Origin of the sequence: Sphingobium agri, from assembly GCF_023051225.1 — a bacterium.
Taxonomy (GTDB): domain Bacteria; phylum Pseudomonadota; class Alphaproteobacteria; order Sphingomonadales; family Sphingomonadaceae; genus Sphingobium; species Sphingobium agri.
The window spans coordinates 16,324-28,857 of record NZ_JALKHS010000010.1; the positions used below are offsets into that span (position 1 = coordinate 16,324).

General features: G+C 64.4%; 10 protein-coding genes. 3 read left to right on the forward strand and 7 right to left on the reverse strand.

Annotation, left to right across the window (positions count from 1 at the left end):
- Positions 1-18 precede the first annotated feature (18 nt).
- From MU848_RS12815 to MU848_RS12845, 7 genes are all read right to left on the reverse strand, one after another.
- A complete protein-coding gene (locus MU848_RS12815; RefSeq protein ID WP_247232750.1) occupies positions 19-1,209 on the reverse strand; it encodes an amidohydrolase family protein in 1,191 nt (396 codons plus the stop codon).
- A 91-nt stretch (positions 1,210-1,300) separates the two neighbouring features.
- Positions 1,301-2,176: an alpha/beta hydrolase gene (locus tag MU848_RS12820; RefSeq protein WP_247232752.1), complete on the reverse strand. Its 876-nt coding sequence runs from the start codon at positions 2,174-2,176 to the stop codon at positions 1,301-1,303.
- Positions 2,173-3,264, reverse strand: a complete 1,092-nt coding sequence (locus MU848_RS12825; RefSeq protein ID WP_247232754.1) for a Zn-dependent alcohol dehydrogenase — start codon at positions 3,262-3,264, stop codon at positions 2,173-2,175. Before MU848_RS12825 ends, MU848_RS12820 begins: the two co-directional genes overlap by 4 nt.
- 2 nt (positions 3,265-3,266) lie before the next feature.
- Entirely contained in the window at positions 3,267-4,163 is an 897-nt protein-coding gene (locus MU848_RS12830; RefSeq protein WP_247232755.1) for an IclR family transcriptional regulator, read from the reverse strand.
- A 10-nt stretch (positions 4,164-4,173) separates the two neighbouring features.
- Entirely contained in the window at positions 4,174-6,060 is a 1,887-nt protein-coding gene (locus MU848_RS12835) for a flavin-containing monooxygenase (protein ID WP_247232763.1), read from the reverse strand.
- Positions 6,061-6,205: 145 nt separating this feature from the next.
- The gene (locus MU848_RS12840; RefSeq protein WP_247232765.1) at positions 6,206-6,997 is read right to left on the reverse strand and encodes an enoyl-CoA hydratase-related protein; all 792 of its coding nucleotides are present in this window, start codon (positions 6,995-6,997) and stop codon (positions 6,206-6,208) included.
- On the reverse strand, positions 6,994-7,809 hold the full coding sequence (locus MU848_RS12845) for an enoyl-CoA hydratase (protein ID WP_201516454.1): 816 nt from the start codon (positions 7,807-7,809) through the stop codon (positions 6,994-6,996). Before MU848_RS12845 ends, MU848_RS12840 begins: the two co-directional genes overlap by 4 nt.
- A gap of 154 nt (positions 7,810-7,963) precedes the next feature.
- Here MU848_RS12845 and MU848_RS12850 point away from each other — a divergent pair, with 154 nt between their 5' ends.
- From MU848_RS12850 to MU848_RS12860, 3 genes are all read left to right on the forward strand, one after another.
- The gene (locus MU848_RS12850) at positions 7,964-10,051 is read left to right on the forward strand and encodes an acyl-CoA dehydrogenase (RefSeq protein WP_247232767.1); all 2,088 of its coding nucleotides are present in this window, start codon (positions 7,964-7,966) and stop codon (positions 10,049-10,051) included.
- Between the two features lie 122 nt (positions 10,052-10,173).
- Positions 10,174-11,529 (forward strand): spinster family MFS transporter, encoded by a 1,356-nt coding sequence (locus MU848_RS12855; RefSeq protein WP_247232769.1) that lies wholly within the window; start codon positions 10,174-10,176, stop codon positions 11,527-11,529.
- Positions 11,530-11,604: 75 nt separating this feature from the next.
- A complete protein-coding gene (locus MU848_RS12860; RefSeq protein ID WP_201516457.1) occupies positions 11,605-12,534 on the forward strand; it encodes a phytanoyl-CoA dioxygenase family protein in 930 nt (309 codons plus the stop codon).

A 12,534-nucleotide genomic window follows, 5' to 3' on the forward strand; every position in this document is an offset into this window, starting at 1 on the left:
CCTAACTGGCCGCCGTCGTTAATTGCGCACGCCTTCCAACAGACCCTTGAGGTTCGACGACATCACCATTTCCTTCTCGGCCATGGAATAGTTCGTCAACTCATGAAGGAAGTCGAGTGGGTGTTCAGTCCCCTCAGGGTGCGGATAGTCGCTCCCGAACAATATGCGATTGACTTGCATATGCTCCTTCAACTGCCCGAAATCATCCTCGACGAAGGGCGTCACGAAGATATTCCGATGAAATTGGTCAACGGGATCATTCATGAATTTCTGCGGCATCTGCCCATAAACATGCTTTAACTGCTCGATCAGCGGAATGACCCACTTCGCGCCATTCTCGACACTGACGATCCGCACCCCCGGGAAGCGATCGAACACGCCGCCGCAGATGATCGCCGCGATCGTGTCGGAAATCGCCCGCTCGATGATCCTCAGGCAATTGACGAACGGATCGGATTCAAACGGCAGCCACTCCGCCCCGCCGGTCCACATTTCGATCAGATGATCATAGTCGGAATTGGACGCATGGATCGACACGAAGATCTTCGCCTCCTCGATCCGCGCCCAGAATGGATCGAAGTCTTTGAGCCCCATCGACCGCCCGCCGCGATAGCCTGGCACCGGAGAGGGTCGGATACAAATCGTCCGCGCACCCTGCTTGATCAGCCAGTCCGTCTCGGCAAGCGCCCGGTCCATGTCGGCAAGCGACACCACCGGAACGCCGAACAACCGGTTCTCGCGCGCAAAGCCCCACTCCTCGCTCGTCCACTGATTGAGCGCATGCAGGGCATCGTGCAGGAACTCATGGTCATAGCTCATCCACTTTTCGATGACCGAAAAGAGGGTGGGGAACATGAGCGCCGCGTGCACATTATGCCCGTCGAGCACCGCCAGCCGTTCCTTGCCGGTGCGCCAGGATTCAGGCGGAGCGATCGGCTTCCCCGTCATCTGCCGCATCGTCAGGCCTTCAGGATTCTCGGCCTTGTAATATTTGACATGCGTCCCCGGCGCCGCGACCCGCTCGAAGGTGGGGTTGGGAATATAGTCCGAAATCTGCCCCTTGATCGCCAGCCGCTTGCGGCCATCCACTTCGACGAAGCGGAAATCCTTGTGCCACTTCTTGGGCAGATGCCGGAACAGCGCATCCTCGGGCTCGTAAAAATGATTGTCCGCGTCATAGACGGGAAAGGGAAGGCTGGGCGTCGTCATCACAATGTCTTTCGGTCAGCTATAATAGGTTGATGCTACACTTGTCCTGCACCGGCCCGCTTCCGGTCAATTGAGCGGACCGGCTTTCCGGCTACATGGAAACCCCGGATTGAGCCGGTTCCAACGCTTTCACAAAGCCCGCAATCGCCGCGACCGCATCCCGCGCTTCGCCCGTCTCAGGCGCCAGCAAAGGCCACACATGCCCCATGCCCGGCGCGACATGCAAAGTGACCCGCCGATCCCCCAGCGCCAGCCGCGTGGCGAAGGCAACCACCTCATCCAGCAACACCTCCGCGCCGCCGGTCAGCACCAATGTCGGCGGAAAGTCCGCCGGGTCAGCCTCCAGCGCCGAAACCAGCGGATCACGCGGATCATGCCCCTGCAAATATAACTGCGCGCTATCCAACACGGCAGCCTTGGAAAACATCGGGTCACGTGCCGCATTACGGTCAAGGCTTTCACCGCGCGCCGTCAAATCCAGCATCGGCGACACCAGCACGGCACCCGCAGGCCGCTCACCAGCACGCGCTGCAACTATGCAGAGCGCCGCCGCTAGCCCGCCACCGGCAGAGTCGCCCGCGACCACCACCGACTGCCTGTCCTCCAACCCGCGATAAACCGCGACAACAGCGTGCAACGCCGCCGGAAAGGGCTGCTCGGGAGCCAGCGGGTAAAAGGGCAGGATGATCCGCCAACCCGCCTCATCCGCGATCCTTTGCGCATAATCCACATAGGCAAGCGGCGAACCCAGCCGATACCCCCCGCCATGCAGGTAGATCATCTCCCCCCGCGCATCACACCCACGCGGCTCGATAACCAAACAACGCACGCCACCAATAACCGCCTCGCCCGCCCGCTCCACAGCATCAGCAGGACCAGCCGCCCGCGCCCGCCGCTCGATCAGCGCGTCATCGGCGGCATGGCCCTCTCGCAGCGGCGGCAGATTCCAGGCACCGGCCGCGGTCACAGCACGAACACCCCACGCGCCAGCTTGCCCTCCTCCAGGTCATGGAAGGCCCGTTCGAAGTCGGCCAGATCATAACGCTGCGTCACCAGCTCATCCAGCAGCAGCTTACCCTGCCGATATTGCGCGATATAGGACGGGATATCCTGATGCGGCCGCGACGCCCCATAGCGCGCACCCATGACGCCGCGATCAACAAAGGAGAGCGGCGTCAGCGAAACCTCCGCCATCGTGCCCATCGCAGTCGTCCCGACGATCACGCAATTGCCGCCCCAGCCAAGGCTCGCCATGGCATCGTTCAGCACGCGCGTATTGCCGACGCACTCGAACGCCCAATCGACGCCGCTGCCATGATCGGGATTGCCGCCGGACACGATGTCCTTGATCCGCTGCGGCACATCGCCCTGCGAAGCATCGATGAAGTCGGTCGCCCCAAACTCCCGCGCCTTCGCCTCGCGTGTCGCCAGCAAATCGATCGCGATGATCCGGCTCGCGCCCGAAAGCCGCAGGCCCTGCAGCACGTTGAGCCCGATGCCGCCAATACCGAACACCGCCGCCGTCTCGCCCGGCTTCACCCGCGCCCGGTTGACGACCGATCCCACCCCCGTCAGCACGCCGCATCCCACGACGCAGGCGATGTCGAGCGGCACCGTCGGGTCGATTTTCACCGCCTGATTGGCCTTCACCACCGTCTTCTCGACAAAGGTCGATGTCGCTGCAAAGCTCGACACCGGCTCTCCGTTACGGCTGAACGGCTGGGCGCGGTTGCCATAGGATTGGCGGCAATGGGTCGGCCTGCCGCTCTCGCACGGGCCGCAACGCCCGCAATTGGCCAGCGTATGCAGCGCCACATGATCGCCCACCGCCAGTTCGGTGACGCCCGGCCCCAGCTTCTCGACGATGCCCGCCCCTTCATGGCCCAGCACCGCAGGCGCAGGCCAGTCGATCGTGCCGTTGATGACCGAAATGTCCGAATGGCAAATGCCGCTCGCCGCGATGCGCACCAGCACTTCGCCCGCGCCCGGCTCGCGCACTTCGACATCCTCGACAAAACGGATCTTGCCCGGCCCTTCGTAGATCAGCGCCCGCATGTTCAGCCTCTCCCAACTTCACTCATCTGCTTGTCCGGCTCACACGGCATCCCGCTCGCCGCCCGGCAATGCCGCGCGACTGCCTCGCCCAGAGCAGCGATCCGGCTCAACGGCAGCGGCCGGTCGAAACCGAAAAGCGACAGGGTACAAAGCACCGCGCCGTCCGCGCCGAACACTGGGGCGGAGATCATCATCACCGGATGCAGCCGATCGGGCTGCGCCTCGATCATCAGGTAATCCTCGCCCATCTGCCCGATCCGTTCCGCGACGCGCTTTTGCCAGTCTCCGGCCAGCGGTTCCTCCGCCATGCCGAGAACGGCGAGCCCTGTCGCCGCCTGCTCCGGGCTGCGTTGCGTGACGGCATAGCCGCGCTGCCGCACCATCGCGAGCGACTGGCGCAGCCGGTCGGCATCGATCGCCCCCGCAGCCTTGCCCAGCCAGCTATCCACCTCCCGCTCACCCGCCCAGGCGAGGAAGGGCGTGCCCAGCGGCGGGATCAGCGGCACCCGCTGCCCCACCGCCAGACCGGGCATACGCCCCGGCCCTTCCGACGCGAGCGCGATCAGCCGGTCATCCAGCCGCGCGGTGAGCAGGCTGTCCAGGTCCAGCTCAGCCGACAAAAGCGCGATCTGGTTCCGCGCCGCCGCCACCACCGGATGGCATTGCAGCGCCGCATGACCGATCGCGATCAGCGCCGGGCCTAGACGATAATCCTTCCCCCGTTGCGCCCGGACGAGATAACCGTCCCGGGTCATCGCGCCCAGCAGCGCGTGGCAGGATGCGGGATTGAGGTCCAGCTGCCGCACCAGCTCCGTCAGCGAATAGCCGCGCAAGGGCGCTGCCGCCATGAAGTTCAATATGTCGATGGCGCGTGACGCGGCCAGGGCCGGGCGGGGCATCGCCGTTCCTTCAGCTCAATTCCAGATCGTCCCAATTCACCACCGTGCACATGCGGTGGTAATCGGGGCTGAGCCAGGGCGCGTTGACTTGAAGCCTGCGATGCTCCCGGTTCACATAATAATTCTTCTCGATACCGCCTTCAGGCGTCATCTGAAGCCAGTTCTGCGCCTCGGCATCCAGTTCGCGATTATAGCGCTCGAACGCCTCGGGCTTCACATCGACGCGCCGCTTGTCTTCCTTCAGCATGCGCATGACGCATTGGGCTGCATAGCTCGCCCAGATCAGCCACCATTGCGGCAGGCCGGTGCCCCCGGTCAGCGGCTGCGAATTGGGGCCGTACAGCATGAACAAGTTGGGGAATTGCGGCACCATCATCGACAGATAGGCACGCGGCCCATCGCCTGCGTCCCAGGTGTCGTGCAGGTCCTTGCCCTCCAGCCCCTTGTACCGCGCGGGCCACAGATATTTGAGCACGTCGAAACCGGTCGCGGCAATCACGACCTCGAAGTCCCGCTCCGTCCCGTCCGCCATCACAAAGCCGCTCTTCGTGAAGCGCGCCACCGATCCGGTCAGCAACTCCACATTGTCGCGGGTCAGCGCGCGATACCATCCATTGTCCACCACCGGGCGGCGCGACATGGGCGCATAATCGGGTATCAGCTTTTCGATCAGGTCTTCGCGCCCGCCGGTTTCCTGCCGGATATAGTTGGTCAGGAAGGCCCGCAGGTCGTCATTCGCCTTGCTGACCTTGCCCCCCTGAGCCTGCCATTCGCGATCGACGCGCTGCAAGCGATCGATGTCGAACAGCGGCATCGTCGCGGTATAGCGGGACCAGTTCCAATAGCCGGGCATATTCTCGTTGAGCCACGCCAGTTCCGGCTCGATCGGCGCGCCATATTTTTCGCGCGGGCTGATCCATTGGGGCGTGCGCTGCACGACACTGACATGCCCCGCCTTTTGCGCCACCGCGCTCAATAATTGTACGCCGGTCGACCCATTGCCGATAATGGCGACCCGTTTGCCGCTAAGGTCCAGCCCCTCCGGCCAGGCGGACGGATGAATGATCTGCCCGCCGAAATCATGCACACCCTCAATGTCGGGCAGCTGCGCATTGGCGAAGGTGCCGCAAGCGGTGATCACCACATTGGCGACGATCTCCTGACGTCCGCCGGGCGTTTCGACGTCCAGCTTCCAGACGTTGCGCCCTTCGTCAAACACCGCACCCTTCACATCATGGCCAAAGCGGCTGTTCGCCATCACCCCATATTTGCGCGAGACATGCTGGAGGTAGGTGCGCACATCCTCGCCCCGGTTGAAATGCTCGCCCCAGGGATAGAGTTTTTCGAAGCTATATTCATAGGTGATCGACGGCGTATCGACCCGCACATCAGGATAGCGGTTGATCGTCCAGGTGCCCCCCGCCTCCGGCTGACGATCGAGCAGCAGATAGGGCAGGCCCAACAACTCGCACTGTACCCCGGCCGCGATTCCAGCCGGGCCGCTGCCGATGACGACGATGCGGAAATCTTCGGGAATTTTAGGCTTCTCGCCTTCCCATTCGACGGCGCAGGGAACGGCACGGAAGGCCGGAAGATCACGCCGCGCCTCGAACTCGACATCCGTCATCTCGCCCGACAGCATCGTCATCAGGCGGCGCAGCTCGTCCTCGGGCGGCTCCGGCAGATCCACCGGACCGGCATTGTCCGCCAACCACTCGACCGCGCGCTCCTTCAGCAACGCCTTCTGCCCGTCGCTCATCTGCGCAGCAGCGGGCAGAGCGCCAATCTCCTCATCCCCGCTATTCTGATAGAGCGCGACCCGCAGAGCATTGAGGTCCGCCAGTTCAACCGCGCGCTGGATGCTATCAGTGTCGATCGCCTTTGCCGCCGTGGCCATTCATCCCGTCCCATTCTTTTCGGACGCGTCCGAGTGCGCCCGTCTCATTTTTTGCAATATCGAAACTTAAGACCGAGGTAAGCCGAACCCGTGCCATTTCCGCAATGCCGGAACGGCCTCTTAAAGAGCCGCTATTCCTTGCGTTTCAATGGCCCAGGAAATTGGGCGTGCGCCGCTCCATGAACGCCAGCGCTGCTTCATTCGCATCATGCGACAACAGGCTGATCTGCGCGTTCGCCGCCGCCTCCTGCGCCATGCTTTCCTCCAGCGCGATAACTCCCGCCGCGTTGAGATTGCGCTTCATCGCCGCAAAAGCCGCCGTCGGCCCGCTGGCGAGCTTCGCCGCCAGGGCGGCGCACTCACCCTCAAGCGCCTCATCCTCAACCAGCCGATTGACTAACCGGCTCGCCAGCGCTTCGTCCCCCAGCATCGGCTCGTCGAGCAGAAACATCTCCCGCGCCCGCGCCGCGCCGAGCAGCCGGGTCAGCAGGTAGCTGCCGCCCGGATCGCCGCACCGCCCGGCGCTGGCAAAGGCCAGCTTGAACTTCACCGTGCGCGAAGCGATCCGCATGTCGCACGCGGCCGCCATGACCAGCCCGCTCCCCGCAACCGGCCCACGCAAACAAGCAATCGTCGGCTTGGGCATGCGATGGAGCAACAGCGGAATCTCGGCATGAATGCTCATCCGCGCCGCAGCCTCATCGGCCCGCATCGGCTCGTCCCGTGCCGCCTTGCCATCGCCAGACAGATCATAGCCCGCACAGAAACCCCGCCCCGCACCCGCCAGCACGACACAGCGCACCGCCGGATCAACAGACCAGCCGCGCAGCGTCAGCGCGATCTCGTCCAGCATCGCCTCCGTCACCGCATTCAACCGATCCGGCCGGTTCAGCGTCAGCGTGGCGACGCCCCCGTCAACCTGCGTCAGGATGCTCATGAGTGCGACTTCACCTTGTCCATGCCCGCCACGATGAACTCGCCGGTCTGGCCATAGGCTGACGCATGGCCCAACTGGTGAATATCGAAACAGCTTTGCAGCGCCGCGCTCTGCCCCATGATGTCGAGCGTCTGGTTCACCGCCCGCTTCGCCATGGCGAGCGCATGCGGGTGCATTTGCGCGATCTCCCGCGCCAGCGCCAGCGCCTCGGCATCCAGCTCCGCGCGCGGCACGACCCGGTTCACCATGCCCCGCCGTTCCGCCTCATGCGCGTCGATCGGCTTGGCGGTGAACAGCATCTCCTTCGCCTTGCGCGGCCCCAGCTCCCACGTATGCCCATGATATTCGACCCCGCCGATGCCCATCAGCACCACCGGATCGGAAAAGCGCGCATCGTCAGCCGCGATGATCAGATCGCACGGCCACGCCAGCAACAGCCCGCCCGCGATGCAGGCGCCCTGCACCGCCGCGATCGAAGGCTTGGGAATATCGCGCCAGCGCCTGGAATAGCCGAGATAATGTTTGGCCTCCCATTCATGTATGCCCAGCAGCCCGCGCTCCGGGATCGTCTCGCGGATGCGGTTGAACGACCCGTCACGAATGGCCTCCGCGCTCACATCATGCCCGGCGGAAAAATGCTTGCCCTCCGCACGCAGCAGGATGACGCGCACGGACTCATCCGCCGCCGCCTTTTCCCACGCTTCGTTCAACTGCTGCAAAAAAGGTTCATTCTGCGCGTTCGCCCGGTCGGCGCGATCCAGCGTGATCGTCGCCACCCGTTCCTCGACCGCGTAACGGATATATTCTACCATCTGACTTACTCCTGGACCGCTGGTTGCGCGCGATCGGCGTTGCGGACATCCGTTACCCGCGCCCTTCCGCACTGCCGGAAGCGCGCCGCCGCCAAATTGACATCTTGCACTTCAGGATGGCCAAGCAGAAGGGCGCGAACAAGGTGAAAACGGCATGAATCTCGAACTTAGCGAACAGCAGGCGATGATGCAGGAAGCAGCCCTGCGCTTCTTCGATCGCGAAGAGGTGGTGCAGGCCGCCCGCGCGTCCAAAGGCGCCGTCGACGCCAGCCTGTGGAGCCAAGCCGCCGAGATGGGCTTCATCACCATGCGCGCGCCCGAAGATCGTAGCGGCCTTGGCATGGGCCTCATGGAAGCCGCGCTGATCTGCGAAGCGGCAGGCCGGGGCTCGGCCCCCCTCCCGATCGCTGACGGCATCGCCGCCTGCGCGCTTCTGGGCCACCTTGAGGGCGAAGCCGCCGCCGCGCTGCTCGATCAGGCATCCTCCACGCCCATCAGCTTCGACGCGCAGGACGGCTGCATCCGGCTCAGCTGGCAATCCGACGCCATCCACGCCGCCATGCCCAATGGCGAAGCGCGCATCATAGCCAGCGGCAATGCGGCACGGCAGTCATACGAAGCCGCCCTCACCGAACGAACCCTGCTCCGCTCCGCCTGGCTGGTCGGCGCAGGCACCCGCGCCATCGAAATGGCCGCCGCCTACGCCACCGAACGCAAGCAGTTCGACCAGCCGATCGGCGCGTTTCAGGGCGTGGCTTTCCCCCTCGCCGACTCCATCACCGACATGGAGGGCGGCCGCCTGCTGCTATGGCGCACCGTCTGGGGCGTCGCACAGAAGCAGCCCGAAGCAGGCGCGCTCGCCGCCATGACCAGCTGGTGGACCGCCACCACCGCGCGCGCTGCCGTGCGCCGGGCGCTGCGCACCTTCGGCGGCTATGGCCTGTCCGACGAATATGACATCCACCTCTATTTCCTCGCGATAGACCGCGTGGCCTTGGCTGAAGGCGACCCCGAAGACAGGCTGGTCGACGCGGGCGATCGCCTCTGGGCAGGCACGACGACCGCCCTGCCCGACGCTGGCGATCCCGGCCTGGACATGGGCTTCAACGCAAACGAAGAAGCCTTCGCAGCGCAAGTGCGCACCTTTCTCGAAACCGCAGTCACCCCCGAACTGCAAGCTGCCGCCGCCACCTCCACCGACGGCCACCTGCCCGACCTCCACCGCAAGCTTGCCGCCGCTGGCCTCGCCTATCCCGACTGGCCCCGTGAATGGGGCGGGCAGGACCGCAGCCCCATGGAAGTCACCGCGCTCGGCCGCGTGTTCGAGGAATTCGGCATCTCCCGCATCCCGATCGGCTGCACCAACATGGGCGCCCGCATGACGATGAAGTTCGGCTCGCCCGAGCTGAAGGCCGAAGTGCTGCCGCGCCTCGCCGACGGATCGGCCCTCGCCTGCCTTGGCTTTACCGAGCCCGCATCAGGATCGGACATGTACGCCGCCCGCACCCGTGCCGTGCGCGATGGGGATGACTGGATCATCACCGGGCAAAAGATGTTCACCACCGGCGCGCATATCTCCGACTATATATTGATGCTCGCCCGCACCGATCCCGACGCGCCCAAGCATAAGGGGATCACCATCTTCTTCTTCCCCATGAGCCTGCCGGGCATCACGATCCAGCCGGTCGACACGCTCCAGGATGAGCGCACCAACATCACCTTCTATGACGAAGTGCGCGTGTCCGATCGCTACCGGCTCGGCGAAGTCAATGGCGGGCTCAAGGTCATGGCCGCCGCCATGGAAATCGAACATGGCGGCGAAGGCTATCACATCTATCACCACAGCCTGATGCGCGCCGCGCTTGATTGGGCAAACAGCAGCGACGCGGCGGGCAAGCGCCCGATCGACAAGCCAACCGTCCGCGCCCGCCTTGCCCGCGTGCGCACCCATCTGGAAATCGCCGACCTCATGTGCCGCCGCGTTACCTGGGCGATAGAGGCAGGCCGGATGACCCGCGCCATCGGCCCGATGGCCAAGATGTTCACCACCGAAATCTACATGGCTGACGCCGCCGATCTCTCCGCCCTTGCCGCGCCCGGCACGCTCACCCATGGAACGCCAGCCTTGGCGAATATCGAGGAATCCTACCGCCAATCAATCGGCCAGACCATCTATGGCGGCACCAGCGAGGTTCACCGCACCATCATCGCGCAGCATCACCTCGGCCTGCCCCGGTCGTGAAGCGATGCCTTCCATATGCGCGGAAAGTTGCGCACCCGCGTTGATCCTGATCGCGATCCGATGATCTTGGCTCCCATGACCTGAACCGTTGCGCATGTGGCGGCTCCCTGGGAGACAAGCTGATGACGAACCCGGCACCGCTGACCATGTCAGATGCCCTCCCGGCGGTTGGACCGGGCGCTATCGCCGCATCACCCCCGCTCCAGGGCCGACGCCGCACGGCAATGCTGCTGATGCTCGCCTTCATCTACAGCCTCAACTATCTCGATCGCCAGATCGTCGTCATCCTTCAGGAACCCATAAAGGCCGACTTCAAGCTCGCTGACTGGGAACTCGGCCTACTGACCGGCGGAGCCTTCGGCATCTTCTACACCTTGATGGGCATTCCCATCGCCCAGCTGATCGATCGTGGCGTCAATCGCGTGCGGCTGATCGCGCTGTTCACCGCCAGCTGGAGCGTCATGACGGCGCTCTGCGGCCTCACCCGCAGTTTCGGCGCCTTCTTCGCCGCGCGCATGGGCGTGGGACTTGCCGAAGCAGGCTTCGCCCCCGCCGCCCACTCCCTCATCTCCGATCTCTACCCGCCCCGCGAGCGCCCCGCTGCGGCGGGCCTTTTCGCCATTGGCGTGCCGGTCGGCGTCATGGCGGGCCTTTCGATCGGCGGCATCGTCGCGCAGGCGACGGACTGGCGCACGGCTCTCCTGCTTGCGGGTGTCCCCGGTATCCTGATCGCGATCCTCTTTCCCCTCATCGCCCGCGAGCCGATCCGTGGCGGAACCGAAGACCCGTTCGATCAACCGGCACAAGCGCCAGAGTCGCTGACTTTCTTCCAGAGCCTGCGTGTGCTGGCGCGGCGGCGGGCCTTCGTCCACATCGTCGCCGGTACGGCGATCATGGCCTTCGCCCAGACCGGCATTTCGACCTGGCTACCCTCCTTCCTCATCCGCAACCATGGCATGAGCCTGGCGCATGTCGGCATCGGCCTTGGCCTGCTGACCGGCATATGCGGGGCGATCGGCACCTGGGCAGGCGGCTGGCAGGGGACGCGCCTTGCCAAGTCAGGCCTCCACATGGCGCTCTGGCTGCCGATCGCGGGCATGCTCCTCTCCATCCCGCTGGACATTGTCGCGCTCAGCATGGCGGATGGGCAGAGCGTCCTCCTCATCCTGATCCCGAGCTACATTGTCGGCTCCTTCTGGACCGCGCCCTCCATCGCCCTCATCCAAAGCCTCGCGCCGGTGTCGATGCGCGCGCGGGCGAGCGCCGTGAACATCGTGGCGGCGAACCTGATCGGCGTATCGATGGGACCACTTGCCGCAGGCGTGCTCAGCGACGCCTTCGCCTATCTGCGCGGGGGTGACGCGGCGCTTGGCCTGCGCGATGCGCTGATCTGCCTCACCGCCTTCTTCCTGTGGGCCGCCTGGCACTGGACCATGGCGGTGCGCGCCCTCAAGCAGGAAAGTACAACGGCCGTTTGAATTGATTGCGTGAGATCGGGATTATAAAATAGGGACGATCCGGAACACGGACGAATAGGAGAGAGAGGATAAGCCATGGCCACCGGAAACGCGAAACGCCAAGTCACGCACAATATGGGCGCGATGGACACCCGCCCCGTAAAACATCTGGAATTTGACGGTCCCCTGCCGCAACCGACCAAGGACATGGACCAGATCCGCGCCGATCTCGACCGCGCGGGCTATGCGATCGCGGCAGAGGTCGTCAGCCGGGACAAGGCGCGCGAGATGCGCGACTTCCTCGCCGCCGAGATCGCCCGCGAAGAAGCGATCGACGAAGAGCGCGTGCGCCGTTTCTACACCGACAATGACGATCTCAACCGCCGCATGTCGGGCTGCCATCTGATGAACCGGGAACGCTTCTTCCGCGACATTCTGGAACATGAAATGCCGCTTCAGCTTACCCGCGAACTGCTGGGGCCGCAGACACTGGACGAATCATATCTGGTGCACAGCTATGGCGCCAACGTCACCCGTCCCGGGAGCGCGCAGCAGGGCATTCACCGCGACCGCAGCGGCGCGATGCCTTTGTCCGCCGGTGCCGCGCAGACCCGCTTCATCTGGTGCCTCGATGATTTCGTCGAAGCCAATGGCGCGACCCGCATGGTCCCGGGCAGCCATCGCGATACGGAACCGCAATCCTGGGCGGTCCAGTATGAATCCGTGCCTGCCGAAGCGCCAGCCGGGTCCGTGCTCATCTACACCGACCTGCTGCTGCACGGCACGGGCGCGAACACATCGACGGACCTGGAGCGCGCTGGCGTGATCGTCGGCTATTGCCCGCCCTGGTGGAAGCCCATGATCAACTTCCCGATGACGATCGACCCTGAAGTGATGAAGGGCTCGTCCAAGGTCCTGCGCCAGATCCTTGGCTACAGCTCGGTCTCGGTCGGCTTCGACGAACCCTGGACCTATGCCCCTGACGCCGTGAAAGACCTGATCGTCCCGCCAGAGATGGAATGGTGA